Here is a 21965-nt window from a genome sequence, read left to right on the forward strand (position 1 = left end):
CCAACAGTACATGCAGGTTTCAGGCGTCAGGGACGACGCCACAGACTATTTAGCATTGAATCGCGCCGCTTTGTCGGCCGTCTACATTGAGTGACAACTATGTCAAAACAGCAGATTCAGCAGAATTCAGTCGTTATTGGCGGCGGTATCGTTGGCGTCTGTTGCGCCCTCTATCTGCAAAAAGAGGGACACCAGGTCTGGCTTATCGATCCGGCTAAGCCGGGCGACAGTACGGCAAAGTGGAGCTGTGGTCAGATGGCGGTTAGTGAAATTATTCCCCTGTCAAAACCTGGTATTTTAAAACGTATTCCGGGCTGGCTGCTGGATCAAAAGGGACCGTTGGCGTTACGTCCTGCCGCCGTTCCGACCATTTTACCCTGGTTTTTACGCTTTGTTGCAAATGCCCGCCACAGCCGGATCGATGCTATCGCGCAGGCGATGGCGACTCTGACGCACGAAGTTTACCGCGATTATGCGCCATTACTGGCAATGTGCCCGGATAAAAGTTTGATGGGGCAGCGTCCGGTGATAGAAGTATTCGATACGCTGCGTGGACTGGAAGCTGAGCGCAAGCATCTGCAACTGCGTGAAACATTAGGCTTTTATACTGAAAACCTGAATGCCTCTGATATTGCGGAGCTTGAACCGGCGCTGGCCGGGAAGTTTTCCCATGGTCTGCTGTTTCCTGACTGGCGCGCCGTTAGCGATACCAGAGGCTTTATCGCGGCGCTAACCGAAGCTTTTATTCGCCAGGGCGGCATACGAATTGAGACTGAAGCCGCCTCGCTGCTTGAAACAGAGCAGCAGGCGAACGGCGTTAAGCTGCGTGATGGCCGTATCCTGCCAGCGCAACATGTGGTGATTGCCGCAGGAACCGGCTCGCGTCATTTTTTTCGTCAGTTGGGCGTTCGTGTTCCGCTTACCGGTATTTCAGGCTATCAAACCCTGCTGCCACAGCCGGATGTCGAGTTTCGTCATTCGGTGATTTATGCTGATGGCGGCTTCTGCTTTACACCAATGACGCGCGGGCTGCAAATCGGCGGCACGATTGAATTCGCCGGACCGGATGCTAAACCGGACTTCCGCCGCGCTGACATCATCCTGCAGAAAGCGCGCCAGCTGGTACCGCAACTGAATATCGCGGCAAAAGAGGTTGGCGTCGGCCATCGTCCCTTCCTGCCCGATACCAAACCCATTATTGATCGTTCGCGCCGTCTGAAAAATGTGCTGATGGCCTTTGGTCACGGCCAGTTGGGGCTGACTCTGGGGGCCACCACCGGTCGGCTTATTGCTGACCTCGCCGTACAACGTCCCACTGCTCAGGATCTGAGCCCGTTCAGTGCTTACCGTTTTATGGAAGGAGAACATGCATGAATTTTACCAACCGTTTGTTTATCAATGGAGAATGGGTGATACCGGTTAAAGGTGGCAGCTTCGATACCATCGATCCGGCACACGAAGTGGCAATTGCCCAGGTGGCTGCTGCCACGAAAGAAGATGTGGAGCTTGCGGTACAGGCAGCGCGTCGGGCTTTTGACGAAGGCGAATGGCCCAGTCTGAGCGGTAAATCTCGGGCCGATTATCTTCGCCGTATAGCCAGTCTGATTCGGGATAAACAGCAGATGCTGGCAGAGTTGGAAGTGCGTGATAACGGTAAACCACTGCCGGAAGCGCTCTGGGATATTGGCGATGCCGCCGGTTGTTTCGATTTTTACGCCGACCTGGCGGAAAAGCTGGACGAGTGTCAGGAGGAAACCGTAGCGCTTTCTGACGATCGTTTTAGTTCTGTGGCGCGTAAAGAACCGGTTGGAGTGTGTGGCGCGATTATTCCCTGGAACTTCCCTATGCTGATGGCGGCATGGAAAGTCGCGCCGGCATTGGCAGCGGGCTGTACGGTCGTGCTGAAACCTTCTGAGGTAACGCCGTTAACTGCTTTGCAACTGGCGGATATTGCGCGTGAGGCGGAGCTGCCGCCTGGCGTACTAAATGTGATTACCGGCTTTGGTGCCGAGGCGGGCGCGCCGTTAACTGAACATCCCGGCGTTGATAAGCTGGCGTTTACCGGCAGCGTACCGACCGGTCGCAGGATTATGCAGGCGGCAGCGGCAGAGATTAAAAATGTTAGCCTTGAGCTCGGTGGTAAATCTGCATTTATCGTGTTTGATGATAGCGATATTGAGAAGGCGGTAGAGTGGATACTGTTCGGCATTTTCTGGAATAAAGGCGAAGTCTGTTCCGCAACATCACGCGTGCTGGTACAGCGCGGCCTGTATAATGCGCTATTGCTCCGACTGGTGCAGGAAGCTGAAAAAATTCGCATTGGCAACGGTATGGAACAGGATGTACTGCTTGGGCCATTAGTTAATGCGGCGCAGTATGAAAAGGTACAGCAGGCTATTAACCGGGGCCTGGAGCAGGGCGCAACGCTGCTGAGCGGTGGGAAACGCCCGAAAGAAAAGAAAAAAGGCTTTTTCCTTCAGCCGACCATTTTTACTGATGTAGCGGAAGAGAGCGATCTCTGGCGCGAAGAGATTTTCGGCCCGGTAGTATGTATACGTCCGTTTGATGATGAAGCGGAGGCGCTGGCTTCAGCCAACCGTTCACGCTTTGGGCTGGCTGCTGCCGTAATGTCTTCCGACCTGGTGCGCGCTGAACGCGTCGCACGCAAATTGCGTGCCGGCATCGTCTGGATCAATTGTTCACAGCCCACTTTTACTGAAGCACCATGGGGCGGTTACAAGCAGAGCGGCATTGGACGCGAGCTGGGTGAGTGGGGGCTTAATAACTATTTAGAGATCAAACAGATCACTCGCTATGATAGTCAGGAGCCCTGGGGCTGGTATTTGAAATAAGAGAGAATGCGATGCGCTGGAAAAAAACGTTACAGCTGATTGATGTCCATTGCGAAGGCGAAATCGGCAAAGTCATTACCTCGGGCGTGATTGATATCCAGGGCGCGACCATGCTCGATAAAATGAATTACATCAACGAAGTTGATGACAGCCTGCGGCGTATGGTTACTCTGGAACCACGCGGTTGTTTGCAGATGTCCGTAAATTTGCTTCTGCCCCCGACCGTACCGGGCGCTCATGCCGGTTTTATTGTATTACAGGCAGATAAGGCGCATCCCATGTCTGGCAGCAACTGTATCTGCGTGGTGACCGCACTGCTTGAAACCGGCATGATCGCTATGCAGGAACCTGAAACAACCGTGGTACTGGATACGCCCGCCGGTCTGGTAACCGCTGTGGCGACATGTTCAGACGGACGCTGCCTTAGCGTTTCCCTGGATATGGTGCCTGCCTTTGTGGAGCAACTGGACCATGAGTTTACGATCCCTGGTTTCGGCACCATTACGGCGGACATCGCTTTTGGCGGGGTTTACTACGCTCTGATCGACGTCGAGCAAATTCAGCTATCGATATCGCCCGATAATGCACGTGCGCTGGCCAGCTATGGCGTGGAGTTCCGGCATTATATCAATCAACAGATTCAGGTTCGTCATCCTTTATTGCCTTTAATCAATGAGATAGCCTATGTAATGTTTCGTCATCGTGTTGATGAAAAGACCTGGCAGACCTGTACTACGTTACCACCGGGGCGCGTTGATCGTTCGCCATGCGGGACCGGCAGCTCAGCTAACCTTTCAACGCTCGATGCTCGTGGCCAGGTTGAAATAGGCGATCAGCTGACTTCCCGTTCCACTATTAATGGTGAATTCAGGGTGGAGCTGCGAGGCCGCACGCAGGTCGGCGATAAGCTGGCCGTGTTACCGCGTGTGACGGGGCGCGCCTGGGTTTATGGCATTCAACAACTGGGTATCGATCCTGACGATCCGCTATCCGCTGGCTTTATGCTAAGCGATACCTGGGGTCCTGCGTTATGCTGATAAGTCTGTAATATCATAGCGCTCACCAGGCGTGATACAGGGAATTTAATGATGAGCAAACAAAACAGTAGCGAAGAAAGTACCGGACGTCGTCATGCCGGGCGCTATATTTATGAAGAGCTGCGCAAACAAATTTTGACGCTGCAACTTAAACATGGCGAGCAGCTGGATGAAATTTCGCTGGCGACGACGTTTGGCCTGTCGCGCTCTCCGGTGCGCGATGCCATGGCGCGGCTGGTTAGCGAAGGGCTGGTAACCATTCTTCCAAACCGTACAGCCATTGTTACGCCGTTTGAAATTGAAGAGTTTCCTCATTACATCACCGCATTAGATCTGATGCAGCGTGCGGTAACGCGGCTGGCCGCGACACATCGTAATGATGAAGATATAGCCAGAATCGAGGCGGCCAATGAAATATACATGGAGAAAGTCTACAAGGGCGAATTCAGCGCGATGGCTGAAAAAAATAAGGAGTTTCATCTGGCTATTGCCGCTGCAGCGCGTAACAGTTATCTGGCCAACTACTATGAAAAACTGCTCTCTGAAGGCCAGCGGATTCAGCATCTGCAGTTCGACTTTATGACACGTCAGGATACACCGCTAAAGCTGGGACGCGATCATGATGAGTTGATTGCCGCAATCAAAGCCGGAGATGCTGAAACTGCCGATCGGGTTGCTCATGAGCATACTATGCTGTTTCAGAACCGCTTCCTGACCTTTATGCAGCGTAACTTACTGAGCGATATGGAACTACAATATTAATCCCGATGTTGGAGCCCTATTAGCTGAGCGCCGCGACGATCCGAAATTTTATCGCGCTGGCTTTCGACCCAGATGTTGCGCCTTATTGATAACGTAGATTGTTGTGATTAACGCATCATGGGTCGTTACCTGACAACAAGGAGATGAATATGCACCACCTGTCCGGGAAAGTCATTCTGGTTACTGGCGCCACGAAAGGCATAGGCCGTGAAATTGTCAAAGCGCTACATGCTGAAGGCGCGATGGTGATTGGTCATTACGGTCACGATCGCCAGAGCGCAGTGCAGCTGGCTGAACAGTACCCTCAACGTCTCCAGTTTGTACAACAGGATCTGTCGCAGCCCGATGCCGCAGAGAAACTCTGGAATGAAGCACTGAAATGCTGCGAAAAGATCGATGTTCTGGTGAATAACGCGGGAGTATATAGCGCATCCCCGCTTGCAGACGCCGCTGCCTGGGACGACGGCTGGCAGGTGAATCTACAAGTAAATTTGCGTACGCCTGCGGATCTATGCCGACTGGCGATTGAACACTACTCCCAACGCGGCGGTGGCATCATTATTAATATGGCCAGCCGCTCTTCTCACCGTGGTGACGGACCAGACCATCTGGCTTATGGTGCAGCAAAAGGCGGTCTGTTGGCGCTAACCAAAGGTATTGCGCGAGGGTACGGTCAGCAGAACGTTTTGGCCTATGCGCTGGCACCGGGATGGGTACGCACCGCCATGGCAGAAGAACATATTGCGCAAATAGGAGAGGAAGCGGCTACCGCCAACCTGCCTTTGGGAGAAGTGACGCCGCCCTCCGATGTCGCAGCGATGATCGCTTTTCTGGCGAGCGGACGATGCCGACATGCCACCGGTTCGACCATTGACATTACCGGGGCTGACTATGTGCGCTAACATACCGAACTGGCGAGTCGCGCGTTACCTGCCATTGAAATGAAGCCTGTGCATTAAGCGCAAAATTTCCCTGCCATCATCTCTCGCGCCGATATAATTACAATCGGCGCTTTTCCCATGCCTGAATAATGTCCTTATTTTTCTACCCACCGTGTGCCCGTCTGCCGATATTTTCACCGGATTGAGACGAAAATTAACCTTTGCATAATAATACTCAGAATCATTTTAACAAATACACGTATGTGTTCACGATTGTTAACTTTTTGTTGACTTCCCAAAGTTGGGATCTTTATCATCCCACCCGCTGTTGTGTACAAGATTGAATACATAAGTAGGGTTTTCTTTTTGGCTCTATTCAACGTTTCAATCGTTACGGTACACAACGGAAACCATGCAGAAAGCAGCAGTTTGATAGATACGTTCCTGGCTTCTTCTAATCGTCTGTTTAGCCTGCAGGCTGGTGTAAGGAATTTATTGAAGCGGCTTTATGTATGGGCAAGGGAATGGTTCAGGTGGTTTGGAAATGATTGGTTAATACCAATTTTCGAAATCGGAAGAGAAAAATTTTAATTTGATTGGGAAGATGTTGTGAATACAGGCAACCCGGGGAAAGCGGGGCAAAGGTGGCTGGCTATTGTAGGAATTATTTCCGCCTTAGCCGGGATCTATTTTGTAGTAGGTGGTATCTGGTTGGCATGGCTTGGAGGAAGCTGGTACTTCCTGTTAGCCGGGCTGATGTTGCTGGGAAGTGGTGTAGCCATTTTCCGTCGGAAATTAGCCGGTGCCGTATTATTCGCGCTGACTCTACTGTTTACCGCGGTATGGGCGTTATGGGATGTCGGCCTGGCGTTTTGGCCGCTCTTCTCGCGTCTGTTTGCATTAAGTGCTGGCGCGGTAGTTATTGCTTTTAGCGTGGTGCCTTTGCTTACCGACAACCGCAAGGTGAAGTTGTGGGCACGCAGCCTGGGCTCGGTTATGCTGGTAGGTGTTGTCTGGACCTTTATCAGTTCGTTTCAACCCAAGAATATCATCAGGAATGCAGACGAGATCGCATCACTGCCTGTGCCAGATGATGCGAGCACGGATAAAGAGCCGGCGAACTGGAACACCTGGTCCGGTGACAATCACGGCTCCCGTTTTTCAGCGCTCAGTGATATCACGCCAGAAAACGTCAAGGATCTGAAGGTCGCCTGGACTGCCCATACGGGCGAGGCTGTGGTTCCCGGCACCGGTGATGCTGCCGATCAGAATACGCCGCTGCAAATCGGCGACAGTCTTTACGTCTGTACCGCCTATACCTCGTTGATCTCTTATGACATCGATAGCGGCAAAGAAAAGTGGCGTTATACCGCAGGCCGCGGTAATTCAAAGTATCAGCGCTGCCGTGGCGTTGCATATTTTGATGCGACTACTTCGAAAGATGTAACCAGCACAACCGGTGAGCCGCTTGATGCTTCCATCAGCCCGCAGCGTATCTTCTTCCCAACCGGCGATGGCCGACTGGTTGCCATTGATGCGCACACAGGCAAACCCGCAGCGAACTTTGGCGATAACGGCGTTATCGACCTCAAAGTCGGTATGGGCGAAGTTAAGCCGGGATATTACCAGCAGTCTTCAGCACCACTGGTTGCCGGGAATCTGGTTATTGTCGGCGGTCGTGTTATCGACAACTTCGAAACGGGCGAACCGCCTGGCGTAGTACGTGCCTATGACGCGGTCACCGGTAAACTGGTTTGGGCATGGGATCCGGGCAATCCGGCAGTTACGCGTGAGCCGCTTTCACCGGAAGGCTATACTCGCGGCACGCCGAACGTTTGGGTAGCCATGTCGTATGACGCTGAACTGGGAATGGTTTATTTACCTACCGGCAATGCGACGCCAGATTTCTATGCTGGCGAGCGAACCGCGCTGGATGACAAATATGGTTCATCTGTTGTGGCATTGAATGTGGCCACCGGCCGTCCAGTCTGGTCATTCCAGACAGTGCATCATGATCTATGGGACTTTGATGTTACGGGACAGCCTCTGCTGTACGACATTCCTAACGATGACGGTTCAGTAACACCTGCGCTGGCGGAAGTCTCTAAAACTGGCATGATCTATCTGTTGGATCGTCGTAACGGTAAACCTCTCGCCGACATTAAAGAACTTCCTGTACCGCAAGGAAATGCACCCGGCGAGCGTTATTCACCTACACAGCCTTACTCCACCGGTATGCCGGGCATCGGCAATGAGGTGTTGACTGAGTCTGATATGTGGGGCGCTACCCCGTTTGACCAGTTGATTTGCCGCATTCGCTTCAAATCAAGCCGTTATGACGGCATTTTCACGCCACCGGGATTAGATACTGCGATTCAATATCCGGGCTCGCTGGGTGGCATGAACTGGGGCGGTGTCTCGGTTGATCCCACGACCAACCTGATGTACGTGAACGATCTACGTTTAGGCTTGTATCACTATCTGGTGCCGGCTAAAGATATTCCGCCGGGGCTGGGTAGCAGTGAAGAAATGGGTATCGTAGTGCAAAAAGGTTTGCCATACGGCTCTATGCGTCAGCGCTTCATGTCGCCTTTGGGCGTACCTTGCCAGGCACCACCTTTTGGTACACTTTCGGCGATCAATCTTAAAACGCACAAGCTGGTCTGGCAGGTTCCTGTTGGCACGGTACAAGACACCGGCCCGTTGGGGATCCCTGTCGGCCTGAAAATGCCGCTTGGCATGCCGACCCTTGGCCCATCGCTGGCAACACGTTCAGGATTGATTTTCTTCGCCGGAACCCAGGATTTCTATCTGCGCGCCTTCAACAGCCGCACCGGCGAAGAGGTTTGGAAATCAAGGCTGCCTGTAGGTACGCAGAGCGGTCCTATTACCTATCGATCGAAGAAAACCGGCAAGCAATATGTGGTTATCTTTGCTGGCGGTTCGCCGCATTCACCGAAAACCGGGGATGATATTATCGCCTATAGTCTGCCTTGATCTGCATGCTCGTTAGCTTTTGTCGGTGACTGAGCAGGATAAACCCGCTTTAGGCATCGGCTTTAATTAGCGCTAAAAAGCTAAGCCCGCATTATGCGGGCTTTTTTTTGTCCCTCATTCACCGGCCCGGTGTCCTTGTTAATCCAGGGCAAGAGCATTTCACCTTTATCCGTGCCTGTTGATTAATACACCGGCTGCGACGCCACTGTTGTCAGTGTTTTTCGCACAAAGCGAGCTTGTGTCGTGCCGGATTTCATTACAGAAATATTAAGCAAATCAGCCAGTGCAGGACACTGGCTTTATAATTAAGCGCTGAAGAAGCTTATTATCTACGCTTCCGGTTCGGCGTTAGTTCAGCAGGCAACAGCTAATTTGCGAATCTTACCTAACTGGCGCGTCTGGGAAAACTGAGTGCACAACGGTCATTCAGGCTGCTCCAGCACCATCGGCCTGAGCCGTTTTTTAATCCGCCAAAAGTAAAATGCGGTCAGGATCGCCAGCCATACCAGCCCGGCGATCAGTGCCAGGCGGGTTTCCGCCACCGCACCCAGCACGCCAATGACCAGCAGCATAAACAGCAGCGTGATCGCGGGTGCGACCGGCCAGAACGGCACAGGAAAGCGAATCTCCTGTCGCTGCTGCGCGGATAAGCTGCGGCGCATGGCAAAGTGGGAAAGCAGAATCATCAGCCATACCCAAATTGTGGCGAAGGCCGCCAGCGAGGCGATCAGCACGAACACCTGTTCAGGGATTAAGTAGTTAAGTACTACCGCAGCCAGCAACGCTACCGTCAACACCACCACCGTCATCCAGGGCACGCCGTTACTGGCGATACGCAGAAAGCTTTTTGGCGCCATGCCTTCTTTCGCCATACCGTACATCATGCGCCCGGCACCAAAAATATCGCTGTTAATCGCCGAGATGGTAGCGCTAATCACAATGATGTTCAGCACGCTGGCGGCGGCAGGCAGCCCCAGACCATCAAAAATCAATACAAACGGGCTGCCCTGTTGTCCGATGCTGTTCCACGGGAAAATCGCCATCAGGATAAACAGCGTGCAGACGTAAAACAGGATGATGCGTAAGGGAATGGTATTAATCGCCTGGGGAATGACTTTTTGCGGATCGCGTGCCTCCGCTGCGGTAATACCGATGATTTCGATGCCGCCAAAAGCAAACATTACGATACCAAGCGAGGCGATGACGCCGCCCAATCCATCCGGCGCAAAGCCGCCGTGCGACCAGAGATTTTCCACGCCGGTAGCGGGAAAACTGTGGCCGAAACCAAACAGGATCACACCTGCGCCAGCGATAATCATGGCAAAGATAGCGGCGACTTTAATCAGCGACAGCCAAAACTCCATCTCTCCAAATACCCGTACGTGGCACAGGTTCAGGGCACCGATAAAGCAGATAATGCTCAATACCCAGATCCAGCGCGGCACGTCAGGATACCAAAGCCCCATGTAGACGCCGAATGCGGTTACATCCGCCAGGCAAACGATGATCATCTCAAAGGTATAGGTCCAGCCGGTGATAAAGCCCGCCAGCGGCCCTAAATAGTGACGCGCATAGCTGCTAAAAGAACCGGAGATAGGATGGCGCACCGCCATTTCACCCAGCGCACGCATAACGATAAATACCGCCGCGCCGCCAGCCAGGTAGGCCAGCAGCACGGCAGGCCCCGCCAGTTGAATAGCGGCGGCGGAACCATAAAACAGCCCGGTTCCAATAGCGGAACCCAGCGCAATAAAGCGGATGTGGCGCGCACTGAGTCCGCGCAGCAGATGTGTCGTAGGTTGTTGCATATCAAGGCCCTGAAAAGAGTGGAATATGCGCATGGCTGCCGGGAGCGTTTCCCGGCAGAGCAGAGAACAACAATTACTGATAGCTGGGCAGTACGGCAGGCAGCAGCGTCGTCAGATGACGAGCGCTCAACAGCTCAGCGGCGCGCTCGATATCCGGCGCAAAGAAACGGTCCTGGGTATAGTGAGTAACCTGCTCGCGCAGGATATGACGCGCTTTCTCCAGCGCAGGGCTGGTTTTTAGCCCCTCACGTAAGTCAACGCCCTGGCAGGCGGCGAGCCACTCCACGGCAATCACGCCGCGCGTATTGGCAGCCATTTCCCACAGTCGCCGTCCGGCGGCGGGTGCCATAGAGACGTGATCTTCCTGATTGGCGGAGGTGGGCAGGCTGTCCACGCTGTGCGGGTGCGCCAGCGCTTTGTTCTCGCTGGCCAGCGCAGCGGCGGTCACCTGCGCAATCATAAAGCCTGAATTAACACCGCCGTTTTTAACCAGGAAAGGCGGCAGCTGCGACATGTGTTTATCCATCATCAGCGCCACGCGCCGCTCGGCAAGCGAACCTATCTCGGCGATCGCCAGCGCAATATTATCCGCCGCCATTGCCACCGGCTCGGCGTGGAAATTGCCGCCCGATATCACTTCGTTTTCATCAGCGAACACCAGCGGGTTATCAGATACCGCGTTAGCCTCGATCAATAACACCTCCGCCGCCTGGCGAAGCTGCGTCAGACAGGCACCCATCACCTGCGGCTGACAGCGCAGCGAATAGGGATCCTGAACCTTGTCGCAGTTTTGATGCGATTTAGCGATCTCGCTGCTGTCGGTTAACAGATGACGGAACAGCGCCGCCGTATCAATTTGCCCCCGCTGGCCGCGCGCTTCATGAATGCGTGCATCGAACGGACGGCGCGAGCCAAGCACCGCCTCGGTGGTTAACGCGCCGCATACCACCGCAGATGCGAACAGATCTTCCGCTTCAAACAGACCGCGCAATGCAAAGGCGGTAGAGGTCTGGGTGCCGTTAAGCAGCGCCAGCCCCTCTTTAGCGGCCAGTGTAATCGGCTCCAGCCCGGCCTTTTTCAACGCTTCTGCCGCCGGTAACCACTCTCCCTGATAACGCGCTTTGCCTTCGCCAAGCAGCGTCAGCGACATATGTGCCAGCGGCGCGAGGTCGCCCGATGCGCCCACCGACCCTTTGGCCGGGATTAATGGAAAAACCTGCGCATTCACCAGCGCTATCAGCGCCTGAATCACACTGAGACGAATGCCGGAAAAACCGCGTGCCAGGCTGTTAATTTTCAGCACCATCATCAGGCGAACCAGACTATCGTCCAGCGGTTCGCCAATGCCTGCCGCATGGGAAAGCACCAGCGAGCGCTGAAGATTTTCCAGATCTTCCGCCGGGATGCGGGTCTGGGCCAGCAGGCCAAAACCGGTATTGATGCCGTAGGCGGTGCGGCCTTCAGCCAGAATGGTGTTAACGCTGTTTACGCTGTTATTGATAGCCGGAATAGCGCGCTCATCCAGTTCGATATGGACGGGATGGCTGTATATCTCACGTAACTGAGCAAGCGTAAGCGTGCCGGGATGAAGAGTGAGGTTCATATCAGCGTTTCTCCTGAGTAGCGGCGATCATCGGCAGGTTAAGGTGTTGTTCTACCGCGCAGTTGATAGCGATGTCATAACCGGCATCGGCATGGCGCATCACGCCGGTCGCCGGATCGTTATGCAGCACGCGAGCGATGCGGGCCGCCGCGTCGTCGCTGCCGTCGCACACAATCACCATCCCGGCATGCTGAGAAAAGCCCATGCCCACGCCGCCGCCATGATGCAGAGAAACCCAGGTCGCGCCGCTGGCGGTATTAAGCAGCGCATTCAGCAGCGGCCAGTCAGAGACGGCGTCTGAACCATCGCGCATCGCTTCGGTTTCGCGGTTAGGGCTGGCTACCGATCCCGAATCCAGATGGTCGCGGCCGATAACGACGGGCGCAGAAACCTCACCGCTGCGTACCATTTCGTTAAACGCCAGGCCCAGCTTCTGTCGCCACTCCAGGCCTACCCAGCAAATGCGCGCGGGCAGTCCCTGGAAGCTGATGCGCTCGCGCGCCATATCCAGCCAGTGGTGCAGATGTTTATCATCTTTAATAAGCTCTTTAACTTTAGCGTCGGTTTTATAGATATCCTGCGGATCGCCGGAAAGCGCCGCCCAGCGGAAGGGACCAATGCCACGGCAGAACAGCGGACGAATATAGGCAGGCACAAAACCAGGAAAATCAAAAGCGTTTGCCACACCCATCTCTTTTGCCATCTGGCGAATGTTATTGCCGTAATCGAAAACCGGAACGCCCATCTCTTTAAACGCCAGCATCGCGCGGACATGGTCGGCCATAGAACGTTTCGCCGACTCGGTCACCGCCTGCGGCTCGGTCTGCGCCCGACGCTGGTACTCTTCCCAGTGCCAGCCCTTCGGCAGGTAACCGTGCAGCGGATCGTGCGCGCTGGTCTGGTCGGTAACCATATCCGGACGCACGCCGCGTTTCACCAGCTCCGGCAGGATCTCCGCCGCGTTAGCGCACAGCGCAACAGAAACCGCCCGGCCTTCCGCAGTGTATTTCCTGATACGGTTGAGCGCGTCATCAAGTGAATCGGCCTGCTCATCGACATAACGCGTACGCAGGCGGAAATCGATACGGCTTTGCTGGCATTCAATATTCAGCGAGCAGGCGCCTGCCAGCGTCGCCGCCATCGGCTGCGCGCCGCCCATTCCGCCCAGACCTGCGGTCAGGATCCAGCGTCCTTTCAGATCGCCGTTGTAATGCTGACGTCCCGCTTCAACAAAGGTTTCATAGGTGCCCTGAACGATGCCCTGACTGCCGATATAGATCCAGCTTCCGGCGGTCATCTGGCCATACATGGCTAGCCCTTTGGCATCCAGCTCATTGAAATGCTCCCAGGTGGCCCAGTGTGGCACCAGGTTGGAGTTGGCAATCAATACGCGCGGGGCATTTTCGTGCGTTTTAAAAACCCCGACCGGCTTACCGGACTGAATCAACAGCGTTTCGTCGTCTTCCAGCTTTTTAAGCGCGGCGACAATGGCATCAAAGCACTCCCAGTCGCGTGCCGCACGGCCAATGCCGCCATATACCACCAGCTCATGCGGATTTTCCGCCACGTCCGGATCGAGGTTATTCATCAACATACGTAGCGGCGCTTCGGTGAACCAGCTTTTGGCATTAAGCGTGGTTCCGCGTGGGGCGCGAATTTCCTGCGCGCGGTATTTGCTTTGCGACATCGCGGTTAACTCCTGATGGTTGCATGAAAAAATTATCTGCTTCGGCGAAGCGAATCAGAGAGAGAATGCAAACACATATACTTGTATATACAAATGTGCGCAAGCCGATATTTAACAATTAAGACACAATTAAAACTTTTAAAAATCAAACGGATATGAATAAGAGGAAAGGGCGCCCGCCAGCAGTTAATGATTTTTTCTGTTATTTATCAATGGGTAAATGAGGTAGGATATTTTAGAAAAATTTGCGTTAGCTATCACGGATTTCACAGCGCTTTTACATAAATTTCGCCGGCAACGTTGACCGGCATTAGGACATAAAGTGACCCTGTAAACGATAGCGTGAACCGGGGAATAAAAGGCGGGCATGGGAAACAATGTGCTGCGTTGACCAGGTGCGACGATGGATCAGCAGGCAAGGTTCGCTATCGTCAATCTGCAGCAGCATCTGCTCTTCAGGCGTTGATTTTACCGCCTCGACAATATGCTCACCTTCGGTAAGCGGCGCGACCAGAGAGAGATAAGCATGCGGGGTGGTGGCGGTAAAATCCTGTTGCAGGTAATGCGGGGCAACCATTGCGTTAACGCAACGATCTTCAATCTGCACTGGCACGTCGTTTTCAAAATGAACCATCACTGAATGGAAAACCGGCGTGCCTTCCTCCACGTCCAGCGCGGCTGCCTGGGTAAAATCAGCCTTGATCTGTTCAAGTTTCAGCACCTCACAGCGGTGCTGATGATGACGTGCGGTAATTTCATCAGCGATGCTACGAATTTCAAACAGCGCCGACTGGCCTTTGGGTTCCGCCACAAAGGTGCCAACGCCCTGCAGACGCACCAGCAGGCCTTCATCGGTGAGTTCCCGCAGCGCGCGGTTGATCGTCATTCGGCTGAAGCCAAACTGCGCCACCAGTTCCGCTTCCGAAGGGATGCGATCGTGAGGACGCCAGACGCCAGCGCTGATTTGTTTACTGATGGCCTGTTTGACCTTCGCGTACAAGGGCACGGGCGCGCTGGCGGCGGTAGACCGGGATCGGGATAAAAACATGCGATATTCCTTGCGGCTGCCTGGCTGATGGCAATAAGTATACCCAATTCCATCCCGGATTCAGTAATTTATCCCCACCAGCGCGCGACCTGCCAGGCGATGCGCGCCGCCACGCTTGCCCCTTGCCCGTCCCGATCGCGCGCAGGGTTAAACTCCACCAGATCCACCGCCTGGAGTTTGCCGCTGCGGCAAATGGCTGCCAGCAACTGCAACAATATTGCGCAGGGAACGCCGAGCGCGGCAGGGGCAGAGACCGCCGGCATTTCCCAGGCGGGCAGTACATCTAAATCGATGGTGAGATAGATGCGATCGAGACCCGCCATAAACTGCTCAAGCTGCGCAATGGCCTCTGTCGGCGCGCTCAGACAGTGTAAATCCTCTACGATCGTCACATGACGACAGGCTGCCTCATCAAGCAACGCCTGCGTATTGGCCGCCATGCTTAAGCCGCAGCAGGCGTAACGAAAGTCGCGCTGTTGCGTTTCGCAATAGCGCGCCAGCTGACGAAACGGTGTGCCTGAGGTGGCCTGCGGCGCATGGCGTAAATCCAGATGCGCATCCAGATTGATTATGCCCACCTTTTCCTGCGGGAAGGCATCCAGCACTCCCAGGCCATGCCCCAGAGCGGTTTCATGGCCGCCGCCCAGCACCAACGTGCGTTTCCCGGCGCGTTGACAGGCGAGTACCGCTTCGCGCAACGCCTGCTGCGCCTGTTCCAGGTTATCCTGTTCGACAAAAATATCGCCGCAGTCTGCCAGTCGCGTATGTTCCGCATGGCTGGCCAGATTGGCCAGGGCGCGACGCAGTATAGCGGGTGCCTGAGCAGCGCCGGTTCGTCCGTGGTTGCGTCTTACCCCTTCATCGCAGGCGAATCCCAGCAGCGCAATATCGCCGGGTAGCTGTTCAGGGCAAAACGTTGTGCTGCAGATAATGGTCTGGAACAGACGCAGGGCGTTAGCTGCCTCTCCGCTATCGTCGCGACCCTGCCAGACCTCAGCAGAGGTGGGACGCCACTGTTTCATAATGCGCTCCCGTGCGTAATTTGACCGCGAAAGACCCGTGCATAAAGCGGATTGCGGCCCGGCTCGTAAACCATTTCCACCGGCTGCTCCGCCTCCCAGATGGCAAGATCGGCGATAAAGCCCGCTTTAAGCTGACCGTGCGTATGCTGTCGGCCCAGCGCCTGAGCCGCATGACGCGTTACGCCCGACCAGGCTTCTTCCGGCGTCAGGCCGAACTGAACGCAGGCCATGTTCATAGATAAATGCAGACTGGCGAAAGGGCTGGTGCCAGGATTGTAATCGGTGGCTACCGCGATCGGCACCTGATGGCGGCGCAGCATTTCTACCGGCGGACGCTGGCTTTCCCGCAGGAAATAAAATGCGCCTGGTAACAGTACCGCTACCGTATTACTGGCGCGCATCGCCCGCACGCCTTGCTCATCCAGATATTCCAGATGATCTGCCGACAGCCCCCGATAGCGGCTCACCAGCTGCGCGCCATCCAGCAACGAGAGCTGCTCAACGTGGCCTTTAACCGGAATACCGTAACGCTGTGCGGCAGCAAATACCCGCTCGCACTGTTGCGGCGTGAAGCCCACGCTTTCACAAAACACATCGACCGCTTCAAACAGGCCTTCTTGCCACAGCTGTGGCAGCAGGGTTTCACAAATCAGGCTGATCCAGGCATCTTTATCGTGACGATATTCAGCGGGCGCCGCATGGGCGGCGAGCAGCGTCGGGCTGATGTCCACCGGATGCTGAGCCGCCAGCTGGCGCGCCACCCGCAGCATTTTCGCTTCATCTTCCAGCGTAAGCCCGTAGCCAGATTTAATTTCCAGCGTGGTTACCCCTTCATTCATCAGCCGTTGCAGCCGTGCGGTAGCCAGCTTCAGCAGCTCACTTTCCGGGGCCTGACGGGTTGCGGCAACCGTGGCGTTAATTCCTCCGCCCTGGGCGCTGATTTGTTGATAGGAGACGCCGTTCATCCGCTGTTCCCATTCAGCGGCGCGGTTGCCGGCAAACACTAAATGGGTATGGCAGTCGATTAAGCCTGGGGTGACCAGCCGCCCCTGAAGGTCGTGAACCGTACCACCAGAGGCGGTGGACGCCGGTAAAATAGCCAAAATATGGCCGTCGCGAATAACCAGATCGTGATTATCCAGCAATCCATAAGGCGTTTGACGATCGGGATCGAACGTTGCCAGACGGGCATTGCGCCAGACAACATCGTGAGCAGCAAGAAGCACGGTTTACCTTCCACTTGTCATGGGTTGTCTATACATTTATTTTCACCTACAACAAATTGTCAACAAAACCCGGCGATAATGTTGGCGATTTGTGAGGGCAGCGGCCAATGCTCTTATGACTGAAAGGAAGAGGAGGCAGAAAAAAGGCCTGCGGTAAACCGAAGGCCTGTCAGTGAGAAGTGATGCCGGGCTGTTTCAGTGCAGCAAAAACAGCGTTGCCAGACCGAGGAAAATAAAGAAGCCGCCGGTGTCGGTCAGCGCGGTAATCATCACGCTGGAGCCAATGGCCGGATCGCGGTTGAGTTTGGTCATGACCAACGGGATCAGCACGCCGACCATCGCCGCCAGCAGCAGGTTAAGGACCATCGCCAGCATCATCACGCCGCCCAGCGCCAGGTTGTCATACATCAGCCAGGTGATGCCGCCCATGATGCTGCCCCAGAAGAGGCCATTGATGAGCGCCACGCCCAGCTCACGCATAAAAAGAAAATTAAAGTTCCCAGGCTCGACCTGATGCAGCGCCAGCGCGCGCACGATCATGGTAATCGTCTGGTTGCCGGTATTACCACCGATACCCGCCACAATCGGCATCAGCGTCGCCAGCGCCACCAGTTGCGAAATTGTCTCTTCGAACAGGCCAATCACCCGGGAAGCGATGAACGCCGTGCAAAGATTCACCGCCAGCCAGGTCCAGCGGGTGCGCACCGCCTTTTTTACCGGCGCAAAAACCTCTTCTTCCTGGCTCAGGCCGCCCATTTTACGGATATTGCTTTCGTTCTCTTCATTTACCAGGTCGATAATATCTTCAATTGTCACGCGGCCAATCAGCTTGCCCTGCGCATCAATCACCGCGGCGGAAATCAGGTTATAGCGTTCAAAAGCGCCAGCGGCATCTTCCGCCTTATCATCCAGACGAAAAGTATTGGGGCGATCGTTCATCACTGAAGAAACCGGCGTGTCGGGCTGGTTCAGCAAAATATCGGTAAGCGGCAGCTCACCCAGTAGCACATTGTTTTTATCGGTGATAAACAGCTTATCGGTGCCTTCCGGGATGGCGCGCCGGCGTCGTAAAAAGCGCTGCACCGTCGCCAGATCGACATCGGCGCGTACGGTAATGAAGTTAAAGTCCATGATGCGACCAACGCGATCGCGGTCGAAATGCACCACGTTCAGTACGCGGGCGCGCAGCGTTGGGTCCAGCGTGGTAAGCAGCCGTCCGGTGAGATCGCGCGGCAGATATTTCGCCAGATAAGCCTGATCGTCAATATCCAGCGGCGCAATGGCCTGCAGAATATCTTTATCGCTCATGACTTCAGTCAGGCTTTCCCAGACGGTTTCCGACGCCTCTACCAGCACCTGACCGCGACGGTCGTTATCCACCAGCTGCCACAGCGCCTGGCGCTCCTCTTCCGGCAGGGCTTCAAGAATATCGGCAATATCCGCCGCATGCAGCAGGGCAAGATCCTGGCGCAGGCTGTCAATATGCCTCGACAGTTCTGCCGACAACGGCGAGTGCTCCTGCGGCTGCAGCAGGCTTTCTATCAGTTCCGGCTCATTAAGTAAAAGTGTCAGAATACGGCTGCGGGTATCGGCGAGCTGCCGGGCTTGAGATTGGGCTTGGGATACAGACATAAAAATTCCCTTGTGTCCGGAAGCATGGGCATAAGCCCGCTGTTTTCTACAGGCATGAAGAGAGGGTAAGTTGTCTCAGTTAAGGCAACTTAACGCTCGCGTCATTACTCTTTATTGACGGGCTGAATTGTCATGGGCACCCCGGCATTGGTTTTTTTATCCTGATGATGCTGAAACGCGCCGGGCAAAACAAACAACAAACGACCAATCAATATGATAAAGCTGATTAACAACACAATGCGGGTCATGCGGCCAGTTTTACGCCGTTTTCGCAATGAGGTAATGCTGTTCACGCAGGGACTCCTGTAGCTGGCCCGGAGGCGGTGAGACAATTTAGGCACAGCGTTACCGTCAGGTCAATGTCGTGCTATCAGCCGGTTCAGGAAAACTAACCGATATAATCGGTCTGTGAGCTAAACAACGGGCAGACTAAAGCGGTTTTAATAAGAATGTTTGACGTATATCAAGCCTGAAAGCCTGCCGGAACTTAGTATGAGAGCGGTTTTGCTTGAGGCAGCATTCGCTGCACGCTTTATCATTCCGAAGGGGCCGTTTTGTTTACCGGATATAACCTGTCATCGCTTAGTCAATTCCGACGCTGCTGGTGGGGCGTCCCGTTATGGCTGGCATTATTGCTGATGCCGCTTTCCAGCGCTTTATCGGTCAAGCTGCTGCTGCCAGACGGTCCGGTTTATCTGCTGTTTTTACCGGTGACGTTAACGGTGGCGTTGCTGATGGTGTTTGACTGGGCGGCACTGCCCGGCATTGCGCTGGCGCTTTTATGGCATTATTTAATGATTTTTTCGCCAGGGCCCGCGCTGATCACCTGCATCCTGTTTGTTAGCGCAATCAGCATCTGCTGGCTGGGCTACCGCATCTGGGCTGGACGCAGATGGGGGGCGACGCCCGGTACGCAAGGGCTGGGCATAATGCGGCTGTTCTGGATCGGCTTTCTTCTGCCGACGCTGCTGGTATTTTTGCTGCAAACGATGGTAACGATGAAAGTTATCCCCGTGGCCCTCTCGATTTTTAACCGCAATCCGTTGACGTTACGCACGCTGATCAACTATCAGGCCATCCTGATATCCTGTGTGGCGATCCTGCCGCTTTACTATATGGCGATCCGCTGTTTTCGCCATACGCGCTACTTTTCCCGTCAGGTTAACCTGTTGCGCCAGCAGATCGCGGAAAGCGTGAGCGCTGTAGAAATCAGGGGCTGGCTGATTTTGCTGACGTCGCTGCTTATCCTGTTGATGTTAATGAATCGCGAGCTGCATAACCAGGCAATCAGAGACTTTGCCTTGCTGCTGCTGCTGCCCGTCATGCTATGGGCATCGGCGCGCTTCGGCTATCTCATCTCCGCGCTGGCATGGTCGCTGGTGCTGATTTTACTCTATCAATTTCGTACCCAGCCCGAACTGTCGCTGCACCTGGCCCTCAATACCACTAATCTGCTGATATGGTCGTTAATTCTGTACTTTATTGGCGTCAACGGCGTGCGCCAGCGCAGGCTGATTAAGAAATCACGCGAGGCGGCGCTGGTGGATCCGGTGGTGGATCTGCCGAATCTGCGTGCGCTCAAAGCGATGCTGGCGCAGCAGGCTTCCTCCACGCTCTGTTTTTTACGCATTCCCGATCTCGATCGCCTTAGCCGAACCTGGGGGTTGGATCTGCGCGTTGAATATAAGCGTCGGCTGGCGGCATACCTACAGCCATTGTTGCAGCCCAAAGAGGTAATTTACCATTTGCCTGGCTTTGCGCTGGCGCTGCGTCTGGACAAAGCCACCTATGAGACGCGTATCGAACAGATAAGCAGCCGCATCGAACGCTACAGTTTGCGCTGGCAGGGATTGCCGTTACAGCCCGATATCGGCATCAGCTTTTGTCATATAGTGCCGCCGGTAAGTAATTTACCAGGGCTGCTGGGACAGCTTAGTGAAATGGCTGAAATTTCTCTGCGTAGCCATCAGCCGGAAAGCTTGCAGCAGGACAACATTACCGCTCAGCGCCTGGTGAAAGAAAAGCTGGCGCTGCTGGATGAAGTTCAGCAGGCGCTGGATAACGAGCGCTTTGTGATGATGGCGCAGCGTATTGAGGGCTTACGCGGCGATGATTACCATGAGCTGCTGCTGAGGCTGGTGAATACGCAGGGAGAACAGCTGGCGCCTGAGCATTTTTTACCGATAGTGCAGGAGTTTGGTCTGACATGGGAAATGGATCGCTGGGTATTAAATCATGCGCTGAGCTTTATCGATAGCAGCCGGACGCGTTTGCCGGCGATGCGTTTTGCTATCAATATTCATGCCGCCAGCCTTTATCGTCCGCACTTTGTCAGCGAGCTGGAGCAGTTGCTTAAGCAGCATCAGGTTGAGCCGTGGCAACTGATTCTGGAAATCAGCGAGGCCGCCGGAAACAGGCACTTTTCAGCAGGCTATCGCACCATTAATTCCCTGCGTCGGTTGGGATGCCGCATTGCGATTGATAACTTCGGCGCGGGCTATGCCAGCTACCTGCAGTTGAAAACCCTGCAGGCTGATATGCTGAAAATTGACGGTAGCTTTATCCAGAATATGCTGCACAGCCCGCTGGACTATCAAATTATTGAATCTATCTGCCGCGTCGCCCGGCTGAAGCGGATGCAGATCGTGGCGGAGTGCGTTGAATCAGATGCGGTCGCGGCTGCGCTGCGCGGGCTGGGCATCGACTATTTACAGGGCTTCGCCATCAGCGAGCCGCAGCCGCTAACCACGCTGATAGAGAGCTGATTATTCTGCCGGCGCCTTTTTTGCCAGCAGCGTGGCGAATCGCAGGCTAATACGGTTGCCGTTCTCATCCGTTCTGTGCAGCTGACCAACATGCTCGTTATATTTGATAATCTGCCATTGGCGGTAGTAGTGGCTCAATTCACCTGATTTAAAGGTGAAAGGGAAGGGGATCGGGCAGGGATAATCGTCCGTATCCATCGCGGCGACAATCAGGTTATAGCCGTTTTTGACGGTGCTGGCCTGCATATCGGCAATCAGCTGCGGAATGGTTTCCGGCTGTAAAAACATCATCACGACGGTGGAAAGAATAAAATCATACGCGCCGTTAAAACGTACGCTGTTGAGATCGGTAACCTGCGTTTCAATGCCGCCGATCGCTTCGGCAGCAATGATCTGGTTCAGCCGCTCAATGCTTTGCGGATTTTTATCCCAGGCGGTGACCTCAAACCCTTTCATATTCAGCCACAGGCTGTTGCGTCCGCTGCCGCAGCCTACATCCAGCGCTTTGCCTGGCGTCAGGAAAGGTAACGCCGCCACCACTTCGGAGTGCGTGGCGGTAAGCTGATATTTTTCAGTAAAATAGTTATCCGGACGTATCGTCATCTTCTTTTTTCTGGTTGATGCGGGCGGAGGAAGCGCCGCCCG

At 54.5% G+C, this 21965-nt stretch carries 16 protein-coding genes; 7 read left to right on the plus strand and 9 right to left on the minus strand.

Annotation, left to right across the window (positions count from 1 at the left end; all coding sequences use genetic code 11):
• The first annotated feature begins 99 nt into the window (after positions 1-99).
• From ACQE3Z_RS00950 to ACQE3Z_RS00975, 6 genes are all read left to right on the plus strand, one after another.
• A complete protein-coding gene (locus tag ACQE3Z_RS00950; RefSeq protein ID WP_426971695.1) occupies positions 100-1374 on the plus strand; it encodes an NAD(P)/FAD-dependent oxidoreductase in 1275 nt (424 codons plus the stop codon).
• Positions 1371-2852: an aldehyde dehydrogenase family protein gene (locus tag ACQE3Z_RS00955; RefSeq protein WP_426971696.1), complete on the plus strand. Its 1482-nt coding sequence runs from the start codon at positions 1371-1373 to the stop codon at positions 2850-2852. Before ACQE3Z_RS00950 ends, ACQE3Z_RS00955 begins: the two co-directional genes overlap by 4 nt.
• A gap of 11 nt (positions 2853-2863) precedes the next feature.
• Positions 2864-3889: a proline racemase family protein gene (locus ACQE3Z_RS00960; protein WP_426971697.1), complete on the plus strand. Its 1026-nt coding sequence runs from the start codon at positions 2864-2866 to the stop codon at positions 3887-3889.
• Positions 3890-3937: 48 nt separating this feature from the next.
• The gene (locus ACQE3Z_RS00965; protein ID WP_426971699.1) at positions 3938-4651 is read left to right on the plus strand and encodes a GntR family transcriptional regulator; all 714 of its coding nucleotides are present in this window, start codon (positions 3938-3940) and stop codon (positions 4649-4651) included.
• A gap of 149 nt (positions 4652-4800) precedes the next feature.
• Positions 4801-5553 (plus strand): SDR family NAD(P)-dependent oxidoreductase, encoded by a 753-nt coding sequence (locus ACQE3Z_RS00970; RefSeq protein WP_426971701.1) that lies wholly within the window; start codon positions 4801-4803, stop codon positions 5551-5553.
• Positions 5554-6141: 588 nt separating this feature from the next.
• Positions 6142-8529, plus strand: coding sequence for a membrane-bound PQQ-dependent dehydrogenase, glucose/quinate/shikimate family (locus ACQE3Z_RS00975; RefSeq protein ID WP_426971702.1), 2388 nt, complete (start codon positions 6142-6144; stop codon positions 8527-8529).
• 422 nt (positions 8530-8951) lie between these two features.
• Here the strand turns inward: ACQE3Z_RS00975 and ACQE3Z_RS00980 are convergent, their stop codons facing one another.
• The 8 genes from ACQE3Z_RS00980 to ACQE3Z_RS01015 all read right to left on the minus strand — a co-directional run bounded on the left by ACQE3Z_RS00980 (position 8952) and on the right by ACQE3Z_RS01015 (position 18848).
• Positions 8952-10337, minus strand: a complete 1386-nt coding sequence (locus tag ACQE3Z_RS00980) for an amino acid permease (protein WP_426971704.1) — start codon at positions 10335-10337, stop codon at positions 8952-8954.
• A gap of 73 nt (positions 10338-10410) precedes the next feature.
• On the minus strand, positions 10411-11940 hold the full coding sequence (gene hutH, locus ACQE3Z_RS00985) for a histidine ammonia-lyase (RefSeq protein WP_426971706.1): 1530 nt from the start codon (positions 11938-11940) through the stop codon (positions 10411-10413).
• 1 nt (position 11941) lies between these two features.
• Positions 11942-13627, minus strand: a complete 1686-nt coding sequence (gene hutU, locus ACQE3Z_RS00990; RefSeq protein WP_426971707.1) for a urocanate hydratase — start codon at positions 13625-13627, stop codon at positions 11942-11944.
• A gap of 310 nt (positions 13628-13937) precedes the next feature.
• Positions 13938-14675: a histidine utilization repressor gene (locus ACQE3Z_RS00995; protein WP_426971708.1), complete on the minus strand. Its 738-nt coding sequence runs from the start codon at positions 14673-14675 to the stop codon at positions 13938-13940.
• Positions 14676-14743: 68 nt separating this feature from the next.
• Positions 14744-15697 (minus strand): formimidoylglutamase, encoded by a 954-nt coding sequence (hutG, locus tag ACQE3Z_RS01000; RefSeq protein WP_426971710.1) that lies wholly within the window; start codon positions 15695-15697, stop codon positions 14744-14746.
• Positions 15694-16923, minus strand: a complete 1230-nt coding sequence (gene hutI, locus ACQE3Z_RS01005; protein ID WP_426971711.1) for an imidazolonepropionase — start codon at positions 16921-16923, stop codon at positions 15694-15696. The genes hutG and hutI overlap by 4 nt, the downstream gene beginning before the upstream one ends.
• Positions 16924-17118: 195 nt before the next feature.
• Positions 17119-18555, minus strand: coding sequence for a magnesium transporter (gene mgtE / locus ACQE3Z_RS01010; protein ID WP_426971713.1), 1437 nt, complete (start codon positions 18553-18555; stop codon positions 17119-17121).
• A 104-nt stretch (positions 18556-18659) separates the two neighbouring features.
• A complete protein-coding gene (locus ACQE3Z_RS01015) occupies positions 18660-18848 on the minus strand; it encodes a YfgG family protein (RefSeq protein ID WP_426971714.1) in 189 nt (62 codons plus the stop codon).
• A 261-nt stretch (positions 18849-19109) separates the two neighbouring features.
• Between ACQE3Z_RS01015 and ACQE3Z_RS01020 the strand changes: the two genes are divergently transcribed.
• Entirely contained in the window at positions 19110-21320 is a 2211-nt protein-coding gene (locus tag ACQE3Z_RS01020; protein WP_426971715.1) for an EAL domain-containing protein, read from the plus strand.
• Here the strand turns inward: ACQE3Z_RS01020 and tehB are convergent, their stop codons facing one another.
• Positions 21321-21923 (minus strand): tellurite resistance methyltransferase TehB, encoded by a 603-nt coding sequence (tehB, locus tag ACQE3Z_RS01025; protein WP_426971716.1) that lies wholly within the window; start codon positions 21921-21923, stop codon positions 21321-21323.
• Positions 21924-21965: the final 42 nt, after the last annotated feature.

The organism is Pantoea sp. FN0307 (assembly GCF_050113815.1).
Classification (GTDB): Bacteria; Pseudomonadota; Gammaproteobacteria; order Enterobacterales; family Enterobacteriaceae; genus Mixta; species Mixta alhagi.